The sequence below is a fragment of the Allosphingosinicella indica genome, from assembly GCF_900177405.1.
In the GTDB taxonomy this organism is placed as follows: Bacteria; Pseudomonadota; Alphaproteobacteria; order Sphingomonadales; family Sphingomonadaceae; genus Allosphingosinicella; species Allosphingosinicella indica.
Map to the genome: position 1 here is coordinate 2,597,755 of NZ_LT840185.1, position 25,839 is coordinate 2,623,593.

27 protein-coding genes are annotated in these 25,839 nt (G+C 67.5%); 12 read left to right on the forward strand and 15 right to left on the reverse strand.

Going from position 1 to position 25,839, the window contains the following annotated elements:
- Positions 1-44: 44 nt before the first annotated feature.
- Genes B9N75_RS12855 through B9N75_RS12870 form a run of 4 tightly spaced genes read right to left on the reverse strand, consistent with a single transcriptional unit; the run spans position 45 to position 2,642 of the window.
- Entirely contained in the window at positions 45-1,091 is a 1,047-nt protein-coding gene (locus B9N75_RS12855; RefSeq protein ID WP_085219153.1) for a nucleotidyltransferase domain-containing protein, read from the reverse strand.
- Positions 1,088-1,951, reverse strand: a complete 864-nt coding sequence (locus B9N75_RS12860; RefSeq protein WP_085219154.1) for an HprK-related kinase A — start codon at positions 1,949-1,951, stop codon at positions 1,088-1,090. Before B9N75_RS12860 ends, B9N75_RS12855 begins: the two co-directional genes overlap by 4 nt.
- Entirely contained in the window at positions 1,948-2,223 is a 276-nt protein-coding gene (locus tag B9N75_RS12865; RefSeq protein WP_085219155.1) for an HPr-rel-A system PqqD family peptide chaperone, read from the reverse strand. The genes B9N75_RS12860 and B9N75_RS12865 overlap by 4 nt, the downstream gene beginning before the upstream one ends.
- Before the next feature lie 11 nt (positions 2,224-2,234).
- A complete protein-coding gene (locus B9N75_RS12870; RefSeq protein WP_157123847.1) occupies positions 2,235-2,642 on the reverse strand; it encodes a hypothetical protein in 408 nt (135 codons plus the stop codon).
- A gap of 96 nt (positions 2,643-2,738) precedes the next feature.
- Between B9N75_RS12870 and B9N75_RS12875 the strand changes: the two genes are divergently transcribed.
- Genes B9N75_RS12875 through phoB form a run of 6 tightly spaced genes read left to right on the forward strand, consistent with a single transcriptional unit; the run spans position 2,739 to position 8,953 of the window.
- The gene (locus tag B9N75_RS12875; RefSeq protein WP_085219157.1) at positions 2,739-4,031 is read left to right on the forward strand and encodes an ATP-binding protein; all 1,293 of its coding nucleotides are present in this window, start codon (positions 2,739-2,741) and stop codon (positions 4,029-4,031) included.
- Positions 4,032-4,072: 41 nt separating this feature from the next.
- Entirely contained in the window at positions 4,073-5,458 is a 1,386-nt protein-coding gene (pstC, locus tag B9N75_RS12880; protein WP_085219158.1) for a phosphate ABC transporter permease subunit PstC, read from the forward strand.
- Entirely contained in the window at positions 5,451-6,719 is a 1,269-nt protein-coding gene (gene pstA / locus B9N75_RS12885; protein WP_085219159.1) for a phosphate ABC transporter permease PstA, read from the forward strand. The genes pstC and pstA overlap by 8 nt, the downstream gene beginning before the upstream one ends.
- 14 nt (positions 6,720-6,733) lie before the next feature.
- Positions 6,734-7,543, forward strand: coding sequence for a phosphate ABC transporter ATP-binding protein PstB (gene pstB / locus B9N75_RS12890; RefSeq protein WP_244552356.1), 810 nt, complete (start codon positions 6,734-6,736; stop codon positions 7,541-7,543).
- Positions 7,544-7,554: 11 nt separating this feature from the next.
- Complete coding sequence (gene phoU / locus B9N75_RS12895) at positions 7,555-8,262, forward strand: phosphate signaling complex protein PhoU (protein WP_085219160.1); 708 nt, start codon at positions 7,555-7,557, stop codon at positions 8,260-8,262.
- Positions 8,255-8,953, forward strand: a complete 699-nt coding sequence (gene phoB, locus B9N75_RS12900; RefSeq protein WP_085219685.1) for a phosphate regulon transcriptional regulator PhoB — start codon at positions 8,255-8,257, stop codon at positions 8,951-8,953. Before phoU ends, phoB begins: the two co-directional genes overlap by 8 nt.
- Before the next feature lie 6 nt (positions 8,954-8,959).
- On the opposite strand, the gene B9N75_RS12905 is transcribed toward phoB, so the two are convergent.
- Entirely contained in the window at positions 8,960-9,376 is a 417-nt protein-coding gene (locus B9N75_RS12905) for an EVE domain-containing protein (RefSeq protein ID WP_172840886.1), read from the reverse strand.
- Positions 9,377-9,510: 134 nt separating this feature from the next.
- Here B9N75_RS12905 and B9N75_RS12910 point away from each other — a divergent pair, with 134 nt between their 5' ends.
- Together B9N75_RS12910 and B9N75_RS12915 are read left to right on the forward strand one after the other, a co-directional pair.
- Positions 9,511-9,894, forward strand: a complete 384-nt coding sequence (locus B9N75_RS12910; RefSeq protein ID WP_085219162.1) for a hypothetical protein — start codon at positions 9,511-9,513, stop codon at positions 9,892-9,894.
- Between the two features lie 106 nt (positions 9,895-10,000).
- On the forward strand, positions 10,001-10,900 hold the full coding sequence (locus B9N75_RS12915) for an SDR family NAD(P)-dependent oxidoreductase (protein WP_085219163.1): 900 nt from the start codon (positions 10,001-10,003) through the stop codon (positions 10,898-10,900).
- A 3-nt stretch (positions 10,901-10,903) separates the two neighbouring features.
- Here the strand turns inward: B9N75_RS12915 and paaE are convergent, their stop codons facing one another.
- The 7 genes from paaE to paaI all read right to left on the reverse strand — a co-directional run bounded on the left by paaE (position 10,904) and on the right by paaI (position 16,726).
- Positions 10,904-11,980: a 1,2-phenylacetyl-CoA epoxidase subunit PaaE gene (gene paaE / locus B9N75_RS12920; RefSeq protein ID WP_085219164.1), complete on the reverse strand. Its 1,077-nt coding sequence runs from the start codon at positions 11,978-11,980 to the stop codon at positions 10,904-10,906.
- A gap of 1 nt (position 11,981) precedes the next feature.
- A complete protein-coding gene (gene paaD, locus B9N75_RS12925; RefSeq protein ID WP_425292397.1) occupies positions 11,982-12,500 on the reverse strand; it encodes a 1,2-phenylacetyl-CoA epoxidase subunit PaaD in 519 nt (172 codons plus the stop codon).
- A 56-nt stretch (positions 12,501-12,556) separates the two neighbouring features.
- Positions 12,557-13,402, reverse strand: a complete 846-nt coding sequence (gene paaC / locus B9N75_RS12930; protein WP_085219166.1) for a 1,2-phenylacetyl-CoA epoxidase subunit PaaC — start codon at positions 13,400-13,402, stop codon at positions 12,557-12,559.
- A 124-nt stretch (positions 13,403-13,526) separates the two neighbouring features.
- On the reverse strand, positions 13,527-13,808 hold the full coding sequence (paaB, locus tag B9N75_RS14135) for a 1,2-phenylacetyl-CoA epoxidase subunit PaaB (RefSeq protein ID WP_157123849.1): 282 nt from the start codon (positions 13,806-13,808) through the stop codon (positions 13,527-13,529).
- A 142-nt stretch (positions 13,809-13,950) separates the two neighbouring features.
- On the reverse strand, positions 13,951-14,934 hold the full coding sequence (gene paaA, locus B9N75_RS12940; protein ID WP_085219168.1) for a 1,2-phenylacetyl-CoA epoxidase subunit PaaA: 984 nt from the start codon (positions 14,932-14,934) through the stop codon (positions 13,951-13,953).
- A 72-nt stretch (positions 14,935-15,006) separates the two neighbouring features.
- Positions 15,007-16,209, reverse strand: a complete 1,203-nt coding sequence (pcaF, locus tag B9N75_RS12945) for a 3-oxoadipyl-CoA thiolase (protein ID WP_085219169.1) — start codon at positions 16,207-16,209, stop codon at positions 15,007-15,009.
- A gap of 91 nt (positions 16,210-16,300) precedes the next feature.
- A complete protein-coding gene (paaI, locus tag B9N75_RS12950) occupies positions 16,301-16,726 on the reverse strand; it encodes a hydroxyphenylacetyl-CoA thioesterase PaaI (RefSeq protein WP_085219170.1) in 426 nt (141 codons plus the stop codon).
- 10 nt (positions 16,727-16,736) lie between these two features.
- On the opposite strand from paaI, the gene paaG reads away from it, so the two are divergent.
- The 4 genes from paaG to B9N75_RS12970 all read left to right on the forward strand — a co-directional run bounded on the left by paaG (position 16,737) and on the right by B9N75_RS12970 (position 21,189).
- On the forward strand, positions 16,737-17,516 hold the full coding sequence (paaG, locus tag B9N75_RS12955) for a 2-(1,2-epoxy-1,2-dihydrophenyl)acetyl-CoA isomerase PaaG (protein WP_085219171.1): 780 nt from the start codon (positions 16,737-16,739) through the stop codon (positions 17,514-17,516).
- Between the two features lie 104 nt (positions 17,517-17,620).
- Complete coding sequence (paaZ, locus tag B9N75_RS12960; RefSeq protein WP_085219172.1) at positions 17,621-19,639, forward strand: phenylacetic acid degradation bifunctional protein PaaZ; 2,019 nt, start codon at positions 17,621-17,623, stop codon at positions 19,637-19,639.
- Positions 19,640-19,782: 143 nt separating this feature from the next.
- Positions 19,783-20,109: a glycine zipper 2TM domain-containing protein gene (locus B9N75_RS12965; RefSeq protein WP_085219173.1), complete on the forward strand. Its 327-nt coding sequence runs from the start codon at positions 19,783-19,785 to the stop codon at positions 20,107-20,109.
- Between the two features lie 264 nt (positions 20,110-20,373).
- Entirely contained in the window at positions 20,374-21,189 is an 816-nt protein-coding gene (locus tag B9N75_RS12970; RefSeq protein WP_085219174.1) for an outer membrane protein, read from the forward strand.
- Positions 21,190-21,243: 54 nt separating this feature from the next.
- Here B9N75_RS12970 and B9N75_RS12975 read toward each other — a convergent pair whose 3' ends face one another.
- From B9N75_RS12975 to B9N75_RS12985, 3 genes are read right to left on the reverse strand one after another with little or no spacing between them, the layout of a single operon-like run.
- Positions 21,244-22,470, reverse strand: a complete 1,227-nt coding sequence (locus tag B9N75_RS12975; protein ID WP_085219175.1) for a dihydrolipoamide acetyltransferase family protein — start codon at positions 22,468-22,470, stop codon at positions 21,244-21,246.
- Positions 22,470-24,554: an alpha-ketoacid dehydrogenase subunit alpha/beta gene (locus tag B9N75_RS12980; RefSeq protein ID WP_085219176.1), complete on the reverse strand. Its 2,085-nt coding sequence runs from the start codon at positions 24,552-24,554 to the stop codon at positions 22,470-22,472. The genes B9N75_RS12975 and B9N75_RS12980 overlap by 1 nt, the downstream gene beginning before the upstream one ends.
- A complete protein-coding gene (locus B9N75_RS12985) occupies positions 24,547-25,767 on the reverse strand; it encodes an amino acid aminotransferase (protein WP_197685116.1) in 1,221 nt (406 codons plus the stop codon). Before B9N75_RS12985 ends, B9N75_RS12980 begins: the two co-directional genes overlap by 8 nt.
- Positions 25,768-25,839: the final 72 nt, after the last annotated feature.

Genomic DNA, 25,839 nt, shown 5'->3' on the forward strand with positions numbered 1-25,839 from the left:
CGCCATGTGGCACCGGCGGCGGCGAAATCCAAGGCGAAGGCGTGCTAGGCGGTGGCCTCGACCGCCGGCGATGCGGCGGCTCGGCGCTTGCCGAGCTTGGTCAGCAGGTGTCGCGCGAGCATCAGCGGCGGCATTCGCAGCCAGTGCGAGCGGACGTAGAAAGCGAAGCGGAGGGCCTTGCGCGTCTCTCGCCCCCAACCGTCACGCGCGACAAGCCGCGCGGCGAACAGGCGGTCGACGATGCTCAGCCGTCCTGCGAAGCCATGATCGACGGGCGTACCATAGAGACGATGCGACAGCCGGAGAGCGCGGCGCACCGCGGGTGCGAGCTGGTGCAGTGCCGCCTGCTCTATGAGCGCCTCGCGGAACGCAGGACAATCGAACTCGCGCAGCAGCCGGTCGATGTCCCACAGGTTGCGGAGCCCGCCCCCCAGGTCGCCGTCGGCAAAGAGATGCGCGGCGGAGTGGAGGACGAGATCGGGTGGCGAGAAGACGCTGAGCCCGCTCTCCAGACGCGTCGCATCGCGGACCAAAGCGTCGGCATCGGGCGTCGGGCGCGCGGTCGGCGGCAGGATGGTGTGGTGCACATCTGCCATCCGGTCGCGCTCCTTGTGGATCAGCGGCGGCAGCTCGTGCATCCAGCGGCGATAATAGAGATCGTCATAGGCGTCCGCCTTGACCCATTCCCACCCGGCGGCAAGCAGCGCGGCCTGCGCCGCATCGAGATGGCGCGCGGGCACCAGCAGATCGAGATCGCCGATATAGCGCCCTTCCCCGGCGTCCAGCCCGGCCGCGGCATAAGCGGTGCCCTTTAGCAGCACGACCGGCATGCCGAGCGGCGCAAGCGCACGGCGCGCCATCTCCGCTTCCCAGAGTGCGAGCGTCCGCCCGCGCGCGCAGTCGCGGCGCGCGTCGTCAAGGATCGCGGCGATCTTTCCTTCCGGCGCGAACGGCGCGGTGCGGATTGCGAGCGCAGCAAGCAATTGCTCGGCGCGTGCGACGGCGATCATCGCTTCCCAATCCGTCGGCGAAAGGCCACGAACGCTCTGCGGCTTGCGAAGTGCGCGAATCAGGCAGCGCGCCGGACTCATGCCGCCTCGCGCCACAGTTGTTCAACCATCGCGACGGCTTCGTCGGTGCTGCCATAATCGACCGCGCGCGCCGGGAGCTTCACCAGCGCGGTGAGCGCTGCAAAGGCCGGCTCGCCGAGCGCGACATAATTGGTCGATGCCTGGGTCAGCCGCATGAACAGCTCCGCCTCGCCGACCGACCGCACCTCGGCGGGCCAGTCATGGCCGAAGCGCGGGAACAGGATCAGCGCGGGCCGCGCGGGTTCTCGCATGCGCGCGACGGCCTCTACCGAAGGGCGGAGATGGCGGATCGTCCCTTTCGGCGTGCCGTAGAGCTGCGGCCCGAACCGCTCTTCGGGGAGCATCGCGCGCATCGCGTCGATCGCGCTATTCTTGAGGCTGACCGCGCGCGGGAACGGATGCAGCAGTCCGTCGTCGAGGCCGAGCAGCGCGAATTCGTCGCCCATGAAGCGCCAGCCACGCTCGCCCAGGATCGCGGACAGCGTCGATTTCCCCGCACCCGAGAGGCCCGTGAGCAGCAGGGCGCGCCCGTCCCGCTCGACGCTCGCGGCGTGGAGCAGCAGATACCGCTTCTGCCCCAGCGCCATCTGAAGGTTCATCCCCATCTCGGCGGCGAGCAGGCCGTGAGCGATCGAGAGCGGCGCGGCTTCGGGCAGCATGAAATCGCCGCGGATCGCGATCGAGGGGCGGATCCAGCGCCGCCACGGACGCTCCGCCTCCAGCCGCACGGTGAAATCGGCGACCGCATCGGCGTCGTTATAGCCCGCATAGAGATGCCGAAGAGTGTCGACCGGCGCGCTCCATTCGGATCCAATTCGGAACGTGACCGGGCCAACCGTGAGGCGGAGGCTGTGCTTCATGCCCGCTGCACCAGACCCGCAGCCTCCAGCTCGCCGAGCCGCGCCGCAAGCGCCTCGACCGCGCCCTCGCCGAGATCGAACCGCGCGGCAAGCCGATCGGCGAGCGCCGATGCGTCGGCGGGGGCTTCGGCAAGCGCGTCAAGGATTTCCGGCGCGGGCGATGCAAGGAAATGCGTCAGCCCCGAGGGGCGATGGAAGAGCAGGGTCAGCCCGTCGAGCGGGACAACCTGCACCGCATCGGCGGGATCGGAACGATAGACGGGGCCGGACATGCCGGCACCGCTTAACGCGACATCTGCAGCGAGGCGTAGCAGGTGAAGCCGCTCATGCCCTGCTGCAGACGGCGGATGTAATTGGCATAGGCCTGGCTCGCCTCGGCATCCATGCCGGCGGGCGCATAGCCGCTGTTCAGCAGCCGCTTAGCCTCCTGGCCGGTGATCGGGCGGCGCGCGGGCGGAAAGGCCCCCGGCGTCCCCGGCGCAACCAGGCTGCCATCGGCAGCGATGTAGCTGCCGCCGGATTGCGGCGTCGGCACCGGGATCTGGCAGTTGAGCACCGATCCCGCCGTCTGCGCCAGCGCGGGGCGCACCGTCACCACCGTCGAGGCCGCGACCGCGCCGAGCATCAGCACGCTCCGCCGGCTCGCCGCCGCGAGATCGATCTCCTGCGCCTTGCCGCTGTCTTCGCTCATGCCCTCGGCCATAATCCCAGCGGCCTTTCACAAGCGTAAAGCTGCGGCAAGACGGCGATGGTGGCGGTATCATCGCGGGACGGATAGGAGGCGGACATGAACAGCGTATCGCCGCGCCGCCTGATCATCGCCGCCGCCTTCGTCGCGGCAGGGCTGGCGCTGGCGCTGTCGGCGGGCGCCCCGGTCGCGGCGGCGCTGGTCGCGCTCATCGCCGGCCTTGCGGCGGCGGCACTGGCATGGCCGGGCGACGGCGGCCCCCGAAGCGACGACGGCCAGCGCGCCGCCCTGTCCACCCTCCCCGACACCGCGCGGCTGCTGGAGGCGATCGACGAGCCGATGCTGGTGGTGCGCGATCGCCGCGTGATCGCCGCCAATTCGGCGGCGCGCGCGGTGCTCGGCGATCATATCGAGGGCGTCGACGTCCGCCTCGCCATCCGCCACCCCGCCGCCGCCGAGCAATTGTCCGCCGAGCGGCCGGAATCGAGCGTCACCCGCGCCGATCTGATCGGCCTCGGCGAGCGCGACCGGCGCTGGCAGATGGCGACGAGCCGGATGGAGGACGGCAGCCATCTTGTCCGCTTGACCGACCGCAGCGCCGCGCACGCCTCCGAACAGATGCGCGTCGATTTCGTCGCCAATGCCAGCCACGAGTTGCGCACCCCGCTCGCCACCGTGCTCGGCTTCCTCGAGACGCTGCGCGACGACGATCAGGCCGCGGGCGATCCCGCGACGCGAGGCCGCTTCGTCGACCTCATGTATGCCGAGGCGCGCCGCATCCACCGGCTGGTCGACGATCTCATCTCATTGTCGCGAATCGAGGCCGAGCGATTCAGCCCGCCGCGCGAATCGGTGCCGCTGCTGCCGCTGGTCGAGGAGGTCCGCGTCGGCGCAGGGCAATTGCTCGAAGCGCGCGGCGGTCGGATCGAGGTCGTCGCTGATGCCGCCCAGCCCGTAGCGCTCGGCGATCGCACCCAGCTCCTCCAGCTCCTCCAGAACCTCATCGTCAACGCGATCAAATATGGCCGCGCGGGCGAGACGGTGACCGTCCGCTTCGAGGATGCGGGTGCCGAAATGCTGCGCGTCACCGTCATCGACCGCGGCGAAGGCATCGAGCCCGATCATATACCGCGCCTCACAGAGCGATTCTATCGCGTCGATCCCGGCCGCAGCCGCTCAATGGGCGGCACCGGCCTCGGCCTCGCGATCGTCAAGCATATCGTCGGGCGGCACCGCGGCCAGCTCGATATCCGCTCGACTCCCGGAGAGGGCACGCAGGTCTCGGTGTTGCTTCCGCGCGCCGCCGGACCGGGGCCGATGTCATCAAAGAGTCACGTAAACGTCACACAGGGCACTCGAAACGACCCTAGCGAGGCGCCGGGCATGGATTGACCGTCGGCCCGCCGGGGCAATCGAGGATTTCGACCGAGGCCGTGACGACCTTCAGCCTGTTCTTCCTGCTGCTCGGCTTGGGCGCGATCGCCTGGGCGAGTGCCCGTGCCCGCGCGCTGGCGCTGGCCGGCCCCGCGCCGCAGCGCGCGCATTCGCTGCCCGGCTATCACGGCTGGTATGTTGCCTTGTGGGCGCTGGTGCCCGCCGCCGCCTTCCTGATCGTCTGGAGCCTGCTCGCGCCCGGTCTCGCGATGGACGCCGCGCTGCATCACCCCGCCGCCGCATCGCTTCCCGCCGCGTCGATCGACCGCGCCGCCGCGCTCGCAGAGGTCCGCGCGCTGGCGGAGGGCAAGCTGCAATTCGCCTTCCGTCCCGAATCCAAGGCGCTCGCCGAAGCCTATCGCGACGCCGCCGCCACCTATGGTTGGGTCGCCGCAGCAGTCACAGTGCTGATCGCCTTCGCGGGCGGCGCGTTCGCCTTCACGCGCATCGGCCCTGCCTTCCGCGCCCGCTCGCGCGTCGAGCGGCTGGTGATGGCGGCGCTGCTCACCGCATCGCTGATCGCGATCCTCACCACCGTCGGCATCGTCGCCTCGCTGCTGTTCGAATCGCTGCGCTTCTTCAGCAAGGTCTCGCCGATCGAATTCCTGTTCGGCACGCAGTGGAGCCCGCAGACCGCGATCCGTGCCGATCAGGTCGGATCGTCGGGCGCGTTCGGCGCCATTCCCCTGTTCTGGGGCACGATCTTCATCGGCGCGATCATCGCGATGATCGTCGCCATTCCGCTCGGCTTGATGAGCGCGATCTTCCTCACCCAATATGCGAGCCCCCTCGCCCGCGCCTGGCTGAAGCCGATCCTCGAGGTGCTGGCCGGTGTCCCCACCGTGGTATACGGCTATTTCGCCGCGCTCACCGTCGCGCCTGCAATCCGCAGCTTCGCCGCTGCGGTCGGCATTCCCGGCGCGTCGTCCGAAAGCGCGCTCGCCGCCGGGCTGGTCATGGGAGTGATGATCATTCCCTTCGTCTCCTCGATGGCCGACGATTCGATCGCCGCGGTGCCGCAGGCGATGCGCGACGGCAGCCTCGCGATGGGCGCCACCAAGTCCGAGACGATCAAGCAAGTGCTGCTCCCCGCGGCGCTTCCGGGCGTCGTCGGCGGGGTTCTGCTCGCGGTCAGCCGCGCGATCGGCGAGACGATGATCGTGGTGATGGCCGCGGGTCTCGCCGCCAACCTCACTGCCAATCCGTTCGCCAGCGTGACCACGGTGACGACCCAGATCGTCCAGCTCCTTACCGGAGATCAGGAATTCGACAGCGCCAAGACGCTCGCCGCCTTCGCGCTGGGGCTGGTACTGTTCATCGTCACCTTGCTGCTCAACATCGTCGCGCTGCGCGTCGTGCGGAAATATCGGGAAGCTTATGAATAGCGCCGTTGAACGCAGCCCGACCGACTGGAAGGGCGCGGCGATGCAGCGCCGCATCCGCCGCCGCTATGCTGCGGAGCGCCGCTTCCGGCTCATGGGGCTGCTCGCCATCCTGCTGTCGGTCGGCTTCCTCGCCTTCCTGCTGCTGACGATGGTCGGCAATGGGGCGCGGGGCTTCACGCAGACCGAAATCCGCCTGCCGGTCGATTTCGCGCGCTCGTCGCTGATGATCGATCCGGCGCTGCTCGCCGGCGACGCGCGACAGGCCAATGCGGCGCTCGCCGCGGCCGATTTCCAAGGCGTCACCGATGCTGCGGCGAAGGCGGCCTATGGCGAGACTGGCGACCGGCTCTTGTCCGATGGGGCATGGGTCGCTTTGCGCGATGCGGCGCGCGACGATCCCGCACTGCTCCAGCGTCAGGCCGATCTCTGGGTGCCCGCCGCGACCGACATCGACCTGGCCGCCAAAAGCAGCGGCAGCGCAGAGGCGGAAAAGATCCACGCTGGGCTCGAAGCGCGCGACGCGGTCCGCACCGGGCTCAACTGGAGCTTCCTCACCGGCGCGGATTCGACCGATCCGACCCTCGTCGGCATCTGGGGCGCGTTCAAGGGATCGCTCCTCACCATGCTGGTGACCATCGCCCTCGCCTTCCCGATCGGCGTGCTGGCCGCGGTCTATCTCGAGGAATATGCGCCGCGGAACCGCTGGACCGACCTCATCGAAGTGTCGATCAACAATCTCGCGGCGGTCCCCTCGATCATCTTCGGCCTGCTCGGCCTCGCGGTTTTCCTCAACGTCATGCACCTGCCGCGCTCCGCCGCGCTGGTCGGCGGGATGACGCTGGCACTGATGACGATGCCCGTCATCGTCATCGCCGGCCGCAACGCGATCAAGTCGGTGCCGCCCTCGATCCGCGACGCGGCGCTCGGCATCGGCGCGTCGCCGGTGCAGGTCGTGTTCCACCATGTCCTGCCGCTGGCGCTGCCCGGTATCCTCACCGGCACGATCATCGGCATGGCGCGCGCGCTGGGCGAGACGGCACCACTGCTGATGATCGGTATGCGCGCCTTTATCGCGACGCCGCCCAGCGGGATCACCGATCCTGCCACCGTTCTTCCCGTCCAGATCTTCCTCTGGTCGGACGAGGTCAGCCGCGGTTTCGTCGAGAAGACGTCGGCGGCGATCATCGTCCTTCTGGCCTTCCTCCTCGCGATGAACGGCCTCGCCATCTATCTTCGCAACAAGTTCGAGCGCCGCTGGTGAAAATGATGACAGACATGAGCATGAGCGACATCGCCGCGCACCAGCGCGCCGATCACAGCCACGACGGCGATCCGCGCATCCGCGCCGAAAATGTCAGCGTCTTCTACGGCAACAAGAAGGCCATCGACGACGTCTCGATCGACATCGATCAGGACAATGTCACCGCCTTCATCGGCCCGTCGGGCTGCGGGAAATCGACGTTTCTCAGGACACTCAACCGGATGAACGACACGATCGCCTCGGCGCGTGTTGAGGGCCGGATCACGCTCGATGGCGAGGACATCTATTCCTCCGGTATGGACGTGGTCCAGCTCCGCGCCCGTGTCGGCATGGTCTTTCAGAAGCCCAATCCGTTTCCGAAATCGATCTTCGACAATGTCGCCTACGGTCCGCGCATCCACGGCCTCGCGACCAGCAAGTCCGAGCTGGAAGGCATCGTCGAGCGGTCGCTGAAGCGCGCCGGCCTATGGGACGAGGTCAAGGACCGCCTCGCCGATAGCGGCACCGCGCTTTCCGGCGGCCAGCAGCAGCGACTCTGCATCGCCCGCGCGATCGCGGTCGATCCCGAAGTGATCCTGATGGACGAGCCCTGCTCGGCGCTCGATCCGATCGCCACCGCCAAGATCGAGGAACTGATCCACGAGCTGCGCGGGCGCTACGCGATCGTGATCGTAACCCACAACATGCAGCAGGCCGCGCGCGTCTCGCAGCGCACCGCCTTTTTCCACCTCGGCCATCTGGTCGAATATGGCGACACCTCTGCCATCTTCACCAACCCGACCGAGACGCGGACCAAGGATTACATCACCGGCCGGTACGGCTGAGGAGCATCACGATGGCGACAACGGGACATACGGTCAAAGCCTTCGATCAGGACCTCGACGAGCTGCGCGCGACCATCGCGGAGATGGGCGGGCTGGCCGAGGAAGCGATCCGCGAGGCGATGCGCGCGCTGGTGCAGCGCGACAGCGAGGGTGCTCTTCGCGTCGTCGAGGCGGACCGGCGGATCGACGCGCTGGAAACCGAGCTGGAGCGCGCCGCCGTCCAGCTCATCGCGCTGCGCGCGCCGATGGCGGACGATTTGCGCGAGGTGATCGCGGCGTTGAAGATCGCAAGCGTCGTCGAGCGGATCGGTGATTATGCCAAGAATATCGCCAAGCGCGTGCAGGTGATCGGCGAAGCACCGGTTATCGAGCCGCTGTCGCTACTCCCGGAAATGGCGCGGATCGCGGGCGAGATGGTGCACAGCGTGCTCGACGCCTTCGCCGCGCGCGATGCCGAGAAGGCGCTGGCGGTCTGCGAGCGCGACCGCGCGGTCGACGATTTCTACAATTCGATCTTCCGCACGCTCCTCACCTTCATGATGGAGAATCCGCACAACATCACACCGGCGACGCACCTCCTCTTCGTCGCAAAGAATCTCGAGCGGATCGGCGATCACGCCACCAACGCCGCCGAGATGGTCTATTTCGCGGCTACCGGCTTGCATGTTGCGGACCGCCCGCGCGGTGCTGCTACGGAAACGGTCGGCAGCGATGGCTAAGGGCCGCATCCTGCTGGTCGAGGACGACAGCGCGCTCGCCGAGCTGCTCGTCTATCATTTCACCCGCGAGGAGTTCGAGGTCGAGCGCACCGCGGACGGCGAGGAGGCAATGCTGCTCGCGACCGAGAACCCGCCCGACATCGTGCTGCTCGACTGGATGATCGAGGGCGTGTCGGGGATCGAGGTCTGCCGCCGCCTTCGCCGCCATTCGGAGACCGCCAACGTCCCGATCATCATGCTCACCGCGCGCGGCGAGGAGACGGATCGCGTCCGCGGCCTGGAGACGGGTGCCGACGATTATGTTACCAAGCCGTTCAGCCCGCGCGAGCTGGTCGCGCGCGTCGGCGCGGTGCTGCGCCGGGTCCGGCCCGCGCTCGCCGGCGAACAGCTCGGCTATTCCGATCTCGAGATGGACATCGTCAGCCACAAGGTAAAGCGCGGCGGACAGACCGTCGCGCTCGGGCCGACCGAATTCCGCCTGCTGCGCCACTTCCTCGAACATCCCGGCCGAGTCTTCTCGCGCGAGCGTCTGCTCGACGCGGTCTGGGGGCACGATTCCTACATCGAGCCGCGCACCGTGGACGTGCACATCCGGCGGCTCCGGAAAGCGATCAATCTGGAAGGACGACCGGACATCATCCGCACCGTCCGTTCGGCCGGTTACGCGCTGGATGCCGACGGCACCGCCTGACGGCCTTTATTCGCCCCCCATCTTCAGGATCACCGACCATTCCTCCTCGGTGATCGGCGTCACCGACAAGCGAAACTGGCGGAACATCGCCATTCCGGCGAGCGCCGGCTCGGCCTTCAGCGCCTTGAGGGTAACCGGCTGCGGCAACGGGCGGACGGGCGCGACGTCGACCGCGACGAAGCGGCCGCTCTTGTCGCTCGGATCGAGATAGGCGGTGCGCACCACCTCGGCGATGCCGACGATCGCCAGCCCCTCGTTGGAATGATAATAAAGCAGTTCGTCGCCGACCTGCATCGCCTTCAGATAGAGCGCCGCCTGGTTGTTGCGTACGCCGTCCCAGATCGTCCGCTTGTCGCGGACCAGATCGTCCCAGGCATATTTGTTCGGCTCGGATTTCACGAGCCAGTGCGATGGCTTGGTCATCGCGCCAATCGACATATTTCCGGCGCGTTTTCAACCGCCGCGCAAACATTCTTCGTCAATGGAGAAAAATCGTTTCGTCCACGTTTAGGTCGCATGTCGCCTGCGTACCGGCGGCTCACCAGAGGAGATCTTCGATGAAGACGATCATGTTTGCGGCCGCCCTGATGCTCGGCGGCGCGGCTATCGCACAGACCAGCACCGATACGATGCCGCCGGAAACGGCGAACGATCCGAACGCCACCGAGATGGCGCCTGCGCCCGCCCCGATGGCCGGCGGCTCGACGGTCGCGCCGGGCAATGCCGCTCCAGAACGCGATGCGCGTGGCATCCCCGTGGTGTCTGATCCCGCAATGGCGCCGGGTGGCGCCAACCAGGCTCCGCCGTCCGGTCCGGCCGTGCCCGCGCCGAACCAACAGGCAGTGTTCGCCACCCAGGCATCGACCAAGGAATACAAGCCCTGCACCAAGACCGTCACCGACGGGTGCGTGCAGACCTACGAGCGCGGCCGCACGCGCTGATGCTTACGGCGGGGCGCCATGCGCGCCCCGCCGCTTCGCCGCTGCTTGCCAGCGGACGGCCCCTCCCCCATGACTTGCGCGAGCAGAGCGGGGAACGAATTCCGACATGACCCTATCGTTTGACGGACGCGTTGCCATTGTCACCGGCGCCGGCGGCGGGCTTGGCCGCACCTACGCGTTGGAGCTCGCACGTCGCGGCGCGCGCGTCGTGGTCAACGACCTTGGCGGCGCGCGGGACGGATCGGGCAGCTCCGACACCGCCGAGCAGGTCGCCGAAGAGATACGCGCGGCCGGCGGCGAAGCGATCGCCAATGGCGCGAGCGTCACCGACGAAGCGCAGGTCGAGGAAATGGTGGCCGCTGCGCGCGAGCGTTGGGGCGGCATTCACATCCTCATCAACAATGCCGGCATCCTGCGCGACAAGAGCTTCGCCAAGATGGACATCCCCGATTTCCGCACGGTGGTGGACGTGCATCTCACCGGATCGGCGATTTGCACCAAGGCGGTGTGGAACGGGATGCGCGACCAAGCCTATGGCCGCATCCTGATGACCGCATCCTCGACCGGTCTGTTCGGCAATTTCGGCCAGGCCAATTATGGCGCGGCGAAGCTCGGTCTCGCAGGGCTTGCCAAGACGCTTCATCTGGAAGGCGCAAAGTACAATATCCACGTCAACACGATAGCGCCGACGGCGGCGACGCGGATGACCGAGGATCTGCTGCCCGAGGCGATGCTGACGGCGTTCGATCCCGCACTAGTCACGCCTGGCGCGATCTACCTCGTGTCCGACGATGCGCCGAGCAACGTGATCCTCGGTGCGGGCGCGGGCGTGTTCCAGGCCTGCTATGTCACGCTGACGCCGGGCGTGGCGCTGCCTGCGGACGACCGCAGCGTCGAGGCAGTCGCGGCCAACTGGGACCGGATCGTCGACCGCAATGGCGAGATCGTGCCGGAATCGGGCGCCGAACAGGCGATGCTCATCCTGCAACAGCTTTCGAAAGGCTGACGCTCAGGCGTCGTAGTCGAGCTCGACGCCCTCGCCCTTCGGCACCGACTGGCAGGTCAGCACATAGCCGGCCGCGACCTCCTCGTCGGTGAGGCCGTAGCGCGCCGCCATCTCGACCTCGCCGGAAACGACACGCGCGCGGCAGGTGGCGCACACGCCCGCCTTGCAGGCATAAGGCGCCGGGAGCCCGGCGGCGCGAGCGCTGTCAAGAATGTTACCCGCTGCTGCGTCGAACGGCACACGGCGCTTGCGTCCGTCGAGCGTCACCAGCATCGCCGCGCCCGACACCTGCTCGGTCAGCGCCTGCATCTCCGCCGCCTGCGCGGCCGACGGGCGATCGGCGGTGAAGCGTTCGACATGGACCTTTTCACGCGGGACATCGCGCGCGGCGAGCGCCTCTTCCGCCGCTTCCATCATCGGCCCGGGGCCGCAGATGAAGAAGGCGTCGACGGCAGCGGGATCGACGAGGGTTTCGAGGATCGCGTCGCATTTGGCGCGGTCGAGCATGCCGTTGAACAACTCGATGTCCTCGAACTCGTCGGACAGGAAATGATGGATCTCAAGCCGCCCCATGTGACGGTTCTTCAGCTTCGCCAGCTCCTCCAGAAAGATCACCGACATGCTGTCACGATTGCCGTAGAAGAGCGTGAACCGGCTCTCCGGCTCGACCGCGAGCGCGGTCTTGATGAGCGAGATGACGGGGGTGATCCCCGAGCCGCCCGCGAAGCCGACGTAATGACCGCTGTGGCCGGGCGAAAACTCGCGCGTGAAGCTGCCGTGCGGCGCCATCACCTCGACGCTGTCGCCGGGCTTCAGATGCTCGTTCGCCCAGCCGGAAAAGACGCCGCCCGCGATGCGCTTGACGGTGACCTTGAGCTGCCCCTCGTCGGGCGCGACGCACAGCGAATAGTTGCGGCGCACGTCCTCGCCGCCGATCTCGGTGCGCAAGGTGAGATGCTGGCCGGGCGCAAAGCGGAACGTCTCCTTCAGCTCCTCCGGCACGGCAAAGCGGATCGATTTGGCATCGGCCGTTTCGGGCACGATTTCGGCGACGGTCAGGCGATGGAAGCTGGCGGACATCTCAGTGGCACTTGAAATGGTCGAACGGCTCGAGGCACGCATGGCAGCGCCAGAGCGACTTGCACGGCGTCGAGCCGAAGCGGCTGATCTCGGCGGTGTCGGACGATCCGCACTGCGGACATTCGACGGCGCGGACACCGGCAGGCAGCGGCGGCGCGATGCCATAGGCCTTGAGCTTCGCACGGCCCTCCCCGGTGATCCAGTCGGTCGTCCACGGCGGGGTCAGCACCGTCTCGATCCGCGTGGCGCGATAGCCTGCGGCGTCGAGCGCCTCGCGGACCATCGTCTCGATCACATGCGTGGCGGGGCAGCCGGTGTAGGTCGGCGTGAGCACGACGCGATCCGCATCGGCATGGCGCACGATGCCGAGATCGGTAATCCCGAGCACAGGGATTTCGGGATCAGGGACGGCTTCGAGGACCTGCCAGATCGAGCCCTCCCCCTCGATGGGGGAGGGTTGGGTGGGGGTGGCGTCTCCGGAAGACGCTCGGCCTCGTTCTTGAGCGCCACCCCACGTCAACCCCTCCCCATCAAGGGGAGGGGCTTTCGCGCGTCGCACTTGATCGACCACCACGCTCACCATGTCGCGTCCGGATAAGTGCGCGGCAGGAATTGCATCACGCAGAGCAGGTGGCCGAGATGCTCGCTGTGGTGGCCGCGGCGGCCACCGAGGATGGGGCGCTGTGCGGGCGGCGCGTCGAGCGTCGCTTCGGCCAGAACCGCGCCGATCGCGCTTTCGTAATCCGACCGGAAGACCGCCGGATCGACGCCGATTCCCGCCTCCGCCATCGCGGCGACGGTTCCGTCGCTCTCGAACAGTTCGGGGACGAAGCGCGCCATCCAGTCGAGCCCGGCGATCATCCGCGCGCGGCTCTCGTGGGTGCCGTCGCCCAAGCGGACCACCCATTCGGCGCTGAGCACGCGGTGATAGGCGACTTCCTTGACCGCCTTGGCGGCGACATCGGCGATCGGGGCGTAGCTGGAGCGCGTCAGATGATCGAACAGCAGGTGCTGCCAGGTCGAGAAATAGAATTGCCGCGCCATCGTCTGGGCGAAATCGCCATTCGGCTGCTCGACGAGAAGGCAGTTGCGGAAATCGAGCACGTCGCGACGGAAGGCGAGCGCATCACCGTCGCGGCCCTTCCCTTCCAGCGCGCCCGCGGCGTTGAGGAAATGCGTCGCCTGCCCGACCAGATCGAGTGCCATGTTGGCGAGGCTGAGATCGACCTCCACCGCCGGCGCATGGCCGCACCATTCGCCGAGCCGGTGGCCGAGGATCAGGCTGTCGTCGCCGAGCCGGCAGAGATAATCGAACAACGCATCGCGATGCGCTGCTTCGACCGGCGCATCGAACGCGCCGTGATCGGGCGCACGCGCGGCCTTCGCCTCGACATCCTTCTCGATGGTGGGGAGCGAGGGCATTAATCGACCCTCCGCCTGCCCTGAGCGTGTCGAAGGGCTGCCTTTCTTTCCGCGCTTGAGCACAGAGAAGGACAGGGCTTCGACAGGCTCAGCCCGAGCGGCGAAAGGGTGGTGATGATCCCCATCATATGTGGGTGATGCCGTCGGGAATGTCGTAGAAGGTCGGGTGGCGGTAGATCTTGTCCTCGGCGGGCGCGAACATCGCTGCGTCGTCGGACGGATCGGACGCAGTGATCGCGGCGGATTGCACGACCCACAGGCTCACCCCTTCCATTCGCCGGGTGTAGGTGTCGCGGGCGTGGCGGATCGCGATCTCGGCATCGGGCGCGTGGACGCTGCCAACATGGCGGTGCGACATGCCGCCCTTGGCACGGACGAACACTTCCCAGAGCGGCCAGTCGCTCACGAAATCCTCCCCGGAACGGGGAGGGGGACCAGCCACAGGCTGGTGGAGGGGGTTCGGAGGCCCCCTGTGTGCGCGGAGAGCCCCCTCCACCGCACTTCGTGCGGTCCCCCTCCCCGTCCCGGGGAGGATTTGAGAAAGAGCATCATGCCGCCTCCGCTTTGCGTGCCCGCTTTTCGGCATGGGCGGCGGCCGCCTCGCGGACCCACGCGTTCTGCTCCCACGCGTCGCGGCGCGCCTTCATCCGCTCCTTGGCGACCGGGCCTTCGCCGCGGACGACCGCGTAGAATTCCTCCCAATCGACAGCGCCGAAATCATAGCCGCCCTTCGCGTCGTTCCACGCAAGATCGCGGTCCGGGACGGTGAGGCCGATCGCCTCCGCCTGCGGCACGGTGATATCGACGAACTTCTGGCGAAGGTCGTCATTGGTGTCGCGCTTGATCCGCCAGCGCATCGACTGGGCGGTATTGGGGCTGTCCGCATCGGGCGGGCCGAACATCATCAGCGACGGCCACCACCAGCGGTTGAGTGCATCCTGCGCCATCCGCTTCTGATCGTCGGTGCCGGCGGCGAGGTGCATCATGATCTCATAGCCCTGGCGCTGGTGGAAGCTCTCTTCCTTGCAGACACGAACCATCGCGCGGGCATAGGGGCCGTAGGAGGTACGCTGCAGCGGCACCTGGTTCATGATCGCGGCGCCGTCGACCAGCCAGCCGATCGCGCCGATGTCCGCCCAGGTGAGCGTCGGATAGTTGAAGATGGTGCTGTACTTCGCCTTCCCCGAATGCAGCGCCTCAATCATTTCCCGGCGACTCGTGCCCAGCGTCTCGGCGGCGGAATAGAGATAGAGGCCGTGGCCGGCCTCGTCCTGCACCTTGGCGAGCAGGATCGCCTTGCGACGCAGCGATGGCGCGCGACCGATCCAATTGCCCTCGGGCAGCATGCCGACGATCTCGCTGTGCGCATGCTGCGAAATCTGGCGGGTCAGCGTGCGGCGATAAGCCTCCGGCATCCAGTCCTTGGGTTCGATGAACTCATCGGCCGCGACCCGCGCCTCGAATGCGGCGAGCTTGGCCGGATCTTCGATATGCTCGACGGTCTTCGATTTGCTGAGTTCGGTCGTGTACATCGCTTGGCTCCTGACCCCACGGATTTACCATTCGCCGACCGATCGGTCAACGAATGCGCATCCCTCCGCTCGTCAAACGCGCTCTATCACCATTGCGATCCCCTGCCCTACGCCGATGCACATCGTGCACAGCGCGTAGCGACCGCCGGTGCGGTGCAGTTCCTGGGTGGCGGTGAGGGCGAGGCGGGCGCCGGACATGCCGAGCGGGTGGCCGAGCGCGATCGCGCCGCCGTTGGGATTCACGTGCGGCGCATCGTCGGCGAGGCCGAGGCGGCGCATGACGGCGAGACCCTGCGCGGCGAAGGCCTCGTTCAGTTCGACGACGTCCATGTCGGCGATCGACAGGCCCAGCCGGGCGAGCAGCTTCTCGCTCGCCGGCGCGGGGCCGATGCCCATGATGCGCGGCGGCACGCCGGCAACGGCGGCACCGACAATGCGCGCGCGCGGGGTAAGGCCGTTGGCCTTCGCCGACTCCTCCGATGCGATGAGCAGCGCCGCGGCACCGTCATTGACGCCCGACGCATTTCCCGCGGTGATCGTGCCGCCCTCGCGGACGATCGGCTTCAATTTGCCCAAGGCCTCGGCGCTGGTCTCGCGCGGATGCTCGTCGCGATCGACAAGAATGGCGTCGCCCTTGCGTTGCGGGATCGAGACCGGCGCGATCTCGGCGGCGAGGCGACCGTTGGCCTGCGCCGCGGCGGCGCGGCGCTGGCTTTCCGCCGCGAACCTGTCCTGATCCTCGCGACTGACCCCAAACTCCTCGGCAACATTCTCGGCCGTCTCGGGCATCGAATCGACGCCGAATTGCGCCTTCATCAGCTTGTTGACGAAGCGCCAGCCGATAGTGGTGTCGTACATCTCGGCCTTGCGATCGAAGGCCGAGGTCGCCTTGGCGACGACGAAGGGCGCGCGGCTCATGCTCTCCACGCCGCCGGCGACGAGCAGGCCGCCCTCCCCCGCCCGGATCGTGCGCGCCGCCATCGCGACCGCGTCGAGGCCGGAACCGCAGAGGCGGTTGAGCGTGACACCGCCCGCGGTGTCGGGCAGGCCGGCGAGCAGACCCGCCATCCGCGCGACGTTGCGATTGTCCTCGCCCGCCTGATTGGCGCAGCCGTAGATCACGTCTTCGACCTGGCCCCAATCGACGCCCGGGTTACATTCGATCAGCGCGCGAATGGGGTGCGCGGCGAGATCGTCGGCGCGGACCGAGGACAAGGCGCCACCGTAGCGCCCGATGGGCGTGCGGATCGCATCGCAGATGAAGGCTTGGGTCATGTCTCGTTCCTCACGTCATTGCGAGCGGAGCGAAGCAATCCAGCCTCGCGCGCCCTGGATTGCTTCGTCGCTGCGCGCCTCGCAATGACGATCAAGGTTCGATCACCGCGCCGCCGAGGGTGCGGCTGTAGCCCTGAAACTCTGCGATGGCGCGGCCGTCCTCGCCGCGGACGCTCACCTGATAGACGCCGGAGCGGCCGGCCGTCGCGGCCTCACGCGCTTCGGCGACAAGCAGCTCGCCGTCCTGCGCCGCGTCGAGAAACACCACCGACGCCTGGGCAGCGACGGCGCGGACGTTGCGGCTGTTGCAGGCATAAGCGAATGCAGTGTCGGCGAGCGCGAAGATCATCCCGCCGTGCGCGATGCCGTGGCCGTTGAGCATGTCGGGCCGCAGCCGCATGGCGATGCGCGCATAGCCAGCACGCGCTTCCTCGATCGTCACGCCCCACGCCGGGCCGGTGCCCTCCGCCGCCAGCATGGCGCGCGCAACCTTGTCGGCGATCCGATCTGCGTCCATTGGAACGCGCATGGCCTACGAAACCATCGACTTCAAGCTGGAGGGCGGCGTCGCGCGGCTGACGCTCAACCGGCCCGACCGGCTCAACAGCTTCACCGTCCAGATGCACGAGGAGGTCGCCGACGCGCTCGGCCGGCTCGACGATGCGCGCGCGCTGGTGCTCACCGGCGCGGGGCGCGGCTTTTGTGCGGGACAGGATCTCAACGATCGCGCGGTGGCGCCCGGCGAGGCGGTCGATCTCGGCGAGTCGGTGGAACAGCGCTACAATCCGCTGATCCGGCGGCTGACCGCGCTGCCGATGCCGGTGATCGCGCGGGTCAACGGCGTCGCGGCGGGCGCAGGCGCCAATATCGCGCTCGCGTGCGACATCGTGATCGCGGCGAAATCGGCGAAGTTCATCCAGTCGTTCGCGGCGATCGGGCTGATCCCCGACAGCGGCGGCACCTGGGTGCTGCCTCGGCTCGTCGGCCAAGCGCGCGCGCTGGGGCTGGCGCTGACCGGCGATCCGCTGCCCGCGGAGACGGCGGCGGAATGGGGCCTGATCTGGAAGGCGGTCGACGACGATGCGCTCGACGCCGAGGTGGACGCGCTGGCGGCGAAGTTCGCAGCCGGGCCGACCCGCGGGCTGGGCGAGATCAAGCGGATGATCCGCGAGAGCTGGGACCAGAGCCTCGACGCCGAACTCGACCGCCAGCGCGATGCGATGCGGGCGCTGGGCTACAGCGAGGATTATCGCGAAGGCGTCGCCGCGTTCATGGAAAAGCGGAAGCCGAATTTTGCCGGGAAGTGACCAAAGCCGTCATTGCGAGCGAAGCGCGGCAATCCAGCCCGGCGTTGGTGCCATGGATTGCTTCGTCGCTTCGCTCCTCGCAGTGACGCGAAAGGGATAATGCGATGAAGACCCTGAAACTCCTCAATTATGCCGCCGATCGCTGGGTGGGGGGCGACGGCAGCCTCGCCGATGTGCACAGCGCCATCACCGGCGAAGTGTTCGCGCAGACGGGCAGCAGCGGGCTCGATTTCAAGGCGATGCTCGATCATGCCCGCAACGTCGGCGGGCCGGCGCTCAGGCGGCTGACCTTCCACGAGCGCGCGCATATGCTGAAGGCGCTCGCCAATGCGATCATGGCGCGCAAGGAAGAGCTGTACGAACTCAATTACGCGACCGGCGCGACGCGCGCCGACGGCTGGATCGACATCGAGGGCGGCGCTGGCACCCTCTTCTCCTTCTCGTCCAAGGGCCGGCGCGAGCTGCCAAATGGCAAGGTGCTGATCGACGGCGCGATGGAGCCGCTGTCGAAGGGCGGCACCTTCGTCGGCCAGCACGTCTTCACACCGCTGCAGGGCGTCGCCGTCCACATCAACGCGTTCAACTTCCCGGTGTGGGGGATGCTCGAAAAGCTCGGGCCGACGCTGCTGGCGGGCGTACCGGCGATCGTGAAGCCGGCGTCGTCGACCGGCTATCTGACCGAAGCGGCGTTCCGCATCATGATCGAGGCCGACATCTTGCCGCCGGGCGCGCTACAGCTCGTGATGGGATCGACCGGCGACCTGATGGATCATCTGACGCTGCAGGATGTGGTAAGCTTCACCGGATCCGCGCAGACCGCGATGAAACTGCAGTCTCATCCGGTGATCGCGCGAGAGTCGGTGCGCTTCATCGCCGAACGCGATAGTTTGAACGCCTCGATCCTCGGCCCCGATGCGGCGCCGGGGACACCCGAGTTCGATCTGTTCGTCAAGGAAGTCGCGCGCGAGATGACGGTGAAGGCGGGGCAGAAGTGCACCGCGATCCGCCGCGCGATGGCGCCGGCCGAGCATCTCGACGCGGTGCAGGACGCGCTCGCCGAACGGCTCGCCAGGGTGCGGATCGGCGATCCGCGCGAAGAGGGCGTGCAGATGGGCGCGCTCGCCAGCCAGGCGCAGCTCAAGGACGTGCGCGCGCGCGTGACCGAGCTCGCCAAATCGGCGCGGATCGTCTCCGGCGATCCCGAAACGCCGCCGGTGCCCGGCAATGGCGCTTTCATATCGCCGATCCTGCTCCGCTCCGACGATCCCTGGGGCGCCGACGCGGTGCATGACGTGGAAGCGTTCGGGCCGGTATCGACGATCATGCCCTATCGCGATCTCGACGATGCGATCGCGCTTGCCAATCGCGGGATGGGCAGCCTCGCGCTCTCGCTGTTCACCTACGACACCGACACGGCGCGCGATTTCGTGCTCGGCGCGGGCGCCTATCATGGCCGCATGGTGATCCTCGACCGCACTTCGGCGAAGGAATCGACCGGTCACGGCTCCCCCCTTCCCGTGCTCGTCCACGGCGGGCCCGGACGCGCGGGCGGCGGCGAGGAGATGGGCGGCGTCCGCGGCGTCGCGCATTACATGCAGCGCACCGCACTCCAGGGATCGCCCGAGATGCTGTCCAAGGTGATCGGCCAGTGGCTGCCGGGCGCAGACACGCCCGAGGGTGACGTTCACCCCTTCCGCAAGCGGATCGCCGAGCTCGACATCGGCTATACGCTGAAGACGGCGAGCCGAACCGTGACGCTGGAGGATGTCGAGCATTTCGCGCGCTTCACCGGCGACACTTTCTATGCGCACATGGACGACGAGGCGGCGAAGGCGAGCCCCATTTTCGAGGGTCGCGTCGCGCATGGCTATCTGATCCTGTCGTTTGCCGCGGGGCTTTTCGTCGAGCCGGCGCCCGGCCCGGTGCTCGCCAATACCGGGCTCGAAAACCTCCGCTTCCAGACGCCGCTCTATCCGGGCGATGCGATGCGGGTAGAGCTTACCGTCAAATCGAAGAGCGTCCGCGACGAGGAGAAGGGCGAGGTCCGCTGGGCGGTGCGCATCCTCAACCAGAATGATGAGGTGGTCGCGACCTACGAGTTGCTGACGATGAACCGACCGTAACGCTGTTCAGCAAAACGCCGACTTTTCTGAACGGCGGCTAACAAATCAATTCAGGAGCGGCTCAAGGCGAATCGTCCAGAAGGGTGCTCGGCGGGTGACACGCGTATCTGGTCCCCGCCGAGTTTACCGGAAGGAGTTTTGTCATGCGTAAGGTTGTTCTCGCCATGACGGCCCTGAGCCTTACGGTTCCGGCCGTTACCGTTCCCACCGCCGCTTATGCCCATCGCACGGGCTATGAGCATTCCCACCGCTACGACGCCCGCGACTATCGCGGCCAGGACCGGCGCTATGCCTGCCGCAAGGGCAGCGGCACCACGGGTCTGATTGTCGGCGGCGCCGGCGGTGCGCTGCTCGGCCGCGAGATCGACGGCGGGCGCGACCGCACCACCGGGACCGTGCTCGGCGCCGCACTCGGCGCGCTGCTCGGCCGCCACGTGGACCGCAACGTGATCAGCAACAAGTGCCGCTGACATAACGAATGAAGGATGGACGCCCGGGCCGATGCCCGGGCGTTTTCCTTACTCGGCCTATCTCATGTCGTATCCGGAACGGCTTCGCGCTACGCCGTTGGAAATATAGCCAAAAAGCGCGAATTTGGCCGGCCTGCCAGTGTTGCATTCCTGCAACTGCACCCCGCCAACACATCATATTTGGCGGATTTCCGCGGTCCCATACGGCACCGATCGGCGGTTCGGGACGTATCTGCTCCAATCAAACTGGACAGGACGAACCGCATGAACCGATCTCTTCTTCTCGCCGCGCTCGCCACGACCGCCATCGCGGCCGCTCCCGCCGCCGCGCAGACCGCCGACTGGACCGGCGGCTATGTTGGTGGCCAAATCGGCTATTCCTTCCAGCCGAGCGACGGCAACGAGCGGATCGTCTTTGACACGAACCTCGACGGCAGCTTCGGCGATCAGGTGAACAACGCTGCGGGCGCCAACGCCTTCTCGCCGGGCTTCTGCGGCGGCGTCGCGCGTGGCTCCACCCCCGCCGCCGGTTGCCGCAAGGACCGTGACCGCGTCGAATTTGGCGTGCACGCCGGCTATGATTATCAGATGGATCAGTTCGTGCTCGGCGGCGTCGTCGAATATGCGCGGACCAACATCCGCGACGGCGTGACCGCGTACAGCACCACCCCTGCCTTCTACAGCTTCGAGCGCCGCCTGCGCGACACCGCGGGCCTGCGCCTGCGTGCCGGCCTCGCCACCGGCGAGACGCTGTTTTACGGCACCGGCGGCCTTGCCTACGGCAAGGTGCGCAACCGCTTCACGACAAGCAACACGGCCAACACCTTCACCGACACCGGAAACGACGATGCGTGGGGCTACAAGCTCGGCGGCGGCATCGAGCAGAAGTTCAGCCCGAACTTCTCGGTCGGCCTCCAGTATCTCTACACCAGCCTGAAGGACGACGATTATCGCGTTCGCGCCGGCGGCGCGGCGGGTACGCCGTTTACCACGGTAAATGCTGCGGGCACCGACTTTGCGCGAACCAGCGACCGCTTTACTTATCACTCGGTGCAGCTCACCGGCAGCTTCCGCTTCTGATCCAGTTCGTTGCGTGGGAAGGGCCTCGGCGGAAACGCCGGGGCCTTTTTCGTGTCAGGCGTCCCGCGGCCAGCCTTCGATCAGCTCGACGAAGCGGCTGAGCCAGAGGTTGGTCTGGTGCCCGTCCACCACGCGATGGTCGATAGTGAGGCTGACATAGGCCATCGGGCGGATCTGGATCGTGTCCACCCCGCCCGCCTCGCGGACCACGACGCGTTTTTCGAGCTTGCCGACACCCAGGATCGCCGATTGCGGCTGGTTGATGATGATCGGCGAGGCGAACAGCGATCCCGAAACGCCGTGGTTGGAGATGGTGAAAGTGCCGCCGCGCACGTCCGCCGAGTTGAGCTTCTCGGCGCGCGCCTTGCGTGTCATCTCGTCGAGCCCGGCGGCGATGCCCTTCAGCGACAGCCGCTGCACCTGGCGGAGAACGGGAACGATCAGCCCCTTTTCGCCGAGCGCGGTGCCGACGCCGATGTTGATGTCGCCGAACAGTTCGAGCCGGTCGTCGTGCCAGCGGCTGTTGATCGCGGGCGCGACCTTCATCGCCTCCGCCGCCGCGGCGACAACATAGGCGGTGTAGGTGAGCTTGACGCCCTTCTTCTCGAGCGCCGCCTTGTGGGCCTCGCGATGCGCGATGATCGCGCTGAAATCGCATTCGAACATCGCGGTGACGTGTGGCGCCTGCGTCACCGAATTGAGCATATTCTCGGCGATGCGCAGCCGCATGCGATCATGCGGCACGCTGTGCGAGGCGATGCCGGAATCGCTCGGCGCGACCTGCGGCTGCGCGGTGGTGCGCGGCCCCTCGGGCTGGACACGCGTCGCCTGATCGACCGCGCGATCGACATCGGCGCGAGTGATACGGCCATCGCGCCCCGTGCCGTCGATCGCGGAGGGATCGATGTCGTGCTGGATCAGCGCGCGCTTCACAGAAGGAGAGAGACGCATCGACCGCACGTCTTCGCTCGTCCCGAGCGAAGTCGAGGGGCGTGTCTCGGAGGCCGGTTCTGGCGCCCCTCGACTACGCTCGGGACGAGCGGATCCTGAGGCGTCGTCGATCCGGCCTAGCACCGCACCCGGCGCCGCTTCTGCATCGCTGTCGAGCAGAATTTCGGCCAGCACACCGGCGGCAGGCGCGGGTACTTCGACGGCGACCTTGTCGGTCTCCAGCTCGACCAGCGGGTCGTTGATCTCCACCCGGTCGCCGACCTGCTTGAGCCAGGTGCGAACGACGGCCTTGGTGCCCTCCTGCTCGATCGGCGCGACGACGTCGATCATCAGAAGGACACCAGTTCGTCGATCTTGGCACGGATGCGATCGACGCTGGGCACCGCCCAGTCGAGCAGCACCGGATTGTGGGGGCTCGGGATGTCGGGCATCGTCACGCGGGCGACAGGCGCGTCGAGATCGAGGAACGCTTCGTCGGCGACGACCGCGGCAACCTCCGCGCCGAAGCCGCCGGTGCGCAGATCTTCATGCACGATCAGGCAGCGGCGCGTGCGGCGCACCGAGTCCAGAACCATGTCGCGGTCCCACGGCATGAGAGTGCGCAGATCGATCACGTCGGCGGAACGCCCGTCCGCCGCTGCCTCGCAGCGCGGCACCATCGCGCCCCAGGTGACGATGGTGAGATCATCGCCCTCGCGCGTTTTCTTCGCCTTGCCGAACGGCAGGACGTGATCGTCGCCCGGATAAGGCCGGCGCGCCCAGACATCGTCGAGCATTGCGCGATGTTCGAAGAACAGCACCGGATCGTTGCCGCGCAGGCCAGCGCGGAGCAGGCCGACCGCATCCTCGGCATTGCTCGGCACCGCGACCAGCCAGCCGGGATTGTGGACGAACTGCACTTCGTTGGTCTGGCTGTGCCAGGGATCGCCGCACTTAAAAAAGCCGCCTGGCACGCGCAACACCATCGGCGCGGCGAAGCGGTTGTTGGTGCGCCAGCGCATCGTGCCGCAATCGTTGATCTGCTCGAGCGCGGGCTCGGCATATTTGCGGAACTGGATTTCGGGCACCGGCATCAGCCCGGCGAGCGCCATGCCGACCGCGCGGCCGACGATGCCCTCTTCGGAAAGGCTGGTGTCGAACACGCGCTCGATGCCGTGCTTTTCCTGGAGGCCCAGAGTGACCGCATGGACGCCGCCCTTGGGGCCGATATCCTCGCCGAACAGCAGGACGCGCGGATTGATCTGCAGCTCGTGATCGAGCGTGCGGCGGATGGCTGTGACCATGTTGATCCGCTGGCCCTCGCCCTGCGGCACGTCGGTGGCGGCCGGCGGCGTGTAGCCCTTGCTCCACTGGCCGCCCTGCACCTGCATCTCGCCTTCGAAGAAGACGTGGCGGGTGACCGTTTCGGGATCGGCGACGCCCCTGCCCTCGGCAATCGCGCGCGCCTGCTCGACGGCGGCGTCGGCCTCGGCGGCGATGGCGTCCCACTCTTCGTCGGACAGCAGCGGCCCGACGAGATAGGATTTGAGCTTGGGCAGCGGATCGCGCGCCCACTCCTCGTCGACGAAATCGGCCGACTTGTAGGTCTGCGTGTCCTGGAAACTGTGGCCTTGCAGCCGTGGTACGCTGAGGCGGAGCATCGCCGGCCCCTTGCCAGAGCGGACGTGATCGAGCGCCAACCCGGCGAGCCGCGCGGCTTCCGCAGGCTCGGTGCCGTCGCCCGAGAAGATTTCGAGATTGCCGAAGCTCGCGAGATTCTTCGCGATGTTGCCGCCCGGCGTCTGGTAGCTCGACGGCACCGAGATGCCGTATTGATTGTCCTCGACGTAGAAGAGCATCGGCAGCCGCTGCGTCGTCGCGATGGTCAGCGCCGCCCAGAAGCCGTTGGTGGCGACCGATGCGTCACCGCCGAGCACGACCGCGATGGCATCCTGATAGGCGCGGTCCTTCAGGACATCGCGATAGTAAGTGATCGCCTGCGCCCAGCCCGCGGTGGGCGTATATTGCGCGCCGACGCCGCCGCACATCGGGAGCGCGGGGGTGCCATCGGGATTGGGGAAATTGAACACGACGCCGATGTCGCGCCCGTCCGAATAGCCGCCGGCGCGGCCCATGCCTGAGCCGAGCGCATCCTCCAGCGGCACACCCAAGGAGAGGAGCAGCGGGCGCGAGCGATAATAGCCGCACACCGCATCGCCCTTCGCATCGAGCTGCAAGCCCAGCATGATCTGCGCCATGTCGTGCCCGCGCGCCGAGAATTGGTAGAGCACCTTCTTCTCGGGAACGAGCCTTTCCTCCTCCAGCTTGTCGAGCGCGCGGCTGACGTGGACGAGATAAGCGACGCGGCGCCAATCGAAGCGCGGATCGGGCGCGTTGCCGCCCGGGCGGGCTTTCGCGGCGAGCGCTTCAGGCATCGGCGGGCTCCGGCAGGAAGGACAGCACCGCGGCGGCGAAGCGATCGACATTGTCGTCGGACAGGCCGGCGACGTTGAACCGGCCCGATCCCGCGACATAGATGCCGTGCGCGGCGCGTAGTTCCAGCACCTGATCGGGCGTCAGCGGCAGGATCGAGAACATGCCGTTCTGATCGTCGATGTAGGCGAGCCGCGGATCGGCGGCGGCGATGCGCGCCCGCAACTCGCGGATACGCGCCAGCATCTCGCGCAGCTCCGCGCGCCAGTCGGCGGCGAGCTCGGGCGTGTCGAGGATGATGCGGACCACGGCCGCGCCGTGATCGGGCGGCATCGACCAGCTCGTGCGCGCCAGGCCGAGCAGATTGCCGAGGATGATCTGGGCGTTCTTGGCGCTTGTCCCCTTGGCGAACAGGGCGCCGGTGCGCTCGCGGTAGAGGCCGAAATTCTTGTCGCAGCTTTGCGCGACCAGCGCCTGATCGGCCGCCTCGACGACGAGCCGCGTGCCCGCGGCATCCTCCTCCAGCCCGTTGCCGAGGCCCTGATAGGCGAGATCGACGAACGGCACGAGGCCACGGCGCGAGACGAGATCGGCGACTGCGCGCCACTGGTTGAGATCGAGATCGGCGCCGGTGGGGTTGTGGCAGCAGCCGTGGAGCAGCACGACATCACCTGCATTCGCGCCTTCCAGCGCATCCATCATCGCGTCGAACAGCACGGTGCGCGATCTGGGATCGTAATAGGGATACTGAACGATCGGCACGCCAGCGCTGCCGATGAGCGGCATATGGTTGGGCCAGGTCGGCTGGCCGACGAAGATGCGCGCGCCGCCGCCCGCGACGCGGATGAGTTCCGCGCCCAGCCGCAGCGCGCCGCAGCCACCCGGCGTCTGCACGCCGACGATCGCATCGTTGGGTGCCGCCTGCGCGCCGAAGACGATCGGCTTGATGAGCTCGACGAACCGCTCGTCGCCCGCGGAGCCGAGATAGGTCTTGGTGTCCTGCGTTTCGATCAGCACCCGCTCGGCGGCCTTGACCGCGCGGAGGATCGGCGTGTTGCCGGCGGCATCGCGATAGACGCCGACGCCGAGGTCGATCTTGTCGGGCCTTGTGTCGGCGCGGGAGAGCGCAATGAGCGCGAGCAGCGCGTCGGCGGGCTGCGCCTCCAGCCGCTCGAACAACGTCTTCCCCTCCACCGCGTGGGCTTCTTGCGTCATCAGACCTCCCTTGGCGATGATGGCGAACCTAGATCATTGGTCGGGCGAAGGCGTATCAAATGCCCGCGATCC